This is a genomic window from Corynebacterium sp. HMSC034A01, from assembly GCF_001838175.1.
In the GTDB taxonomy this organism is placed as follows: domain Bacteria; phylum Actinomycetota; class Actinomycetes; order Mycobacteriales; family Mycobacteriaceae; genus Corynebacterium.
The window spans coordinates 1-243 of sequence record NZ_KV835968.1; the positions used below are offsets into that span (position 1 = coordinate 1).

General features: G+C 65.0%; 1 pseudogene. It reads left to right on the forward strand.

Features of this window, described 5'->3' with window-relative positions:
• Nucleotides 1-243, forward strand: a pseudogene (locus tag HMPREF2791_RS12065) (HNH endonuclease); the annotation flags it as partial.

Here is a 243-nt window from a genome sequence, read left to right on the forward strand (position 1 = left end):
GAGCACCTGCTGCGACAACTCATCGACACCGACGACCCCGCCGCCGCCCAAATGGCCCACACCCTCATCAGCATCCTGCGCGACGGCAAAGGCGTACCGAAGGCGAATTTCCGCCCGATCATCCTGGTGCCGATCGCCGACTGGGCCCGCATCCACTCCGGCCACGCAGACGAGGTCACCTTGATCTGCACCGACGGCACCACCATGACCGGGGCGGAATACATGGAGCACGAATTCGGCGAC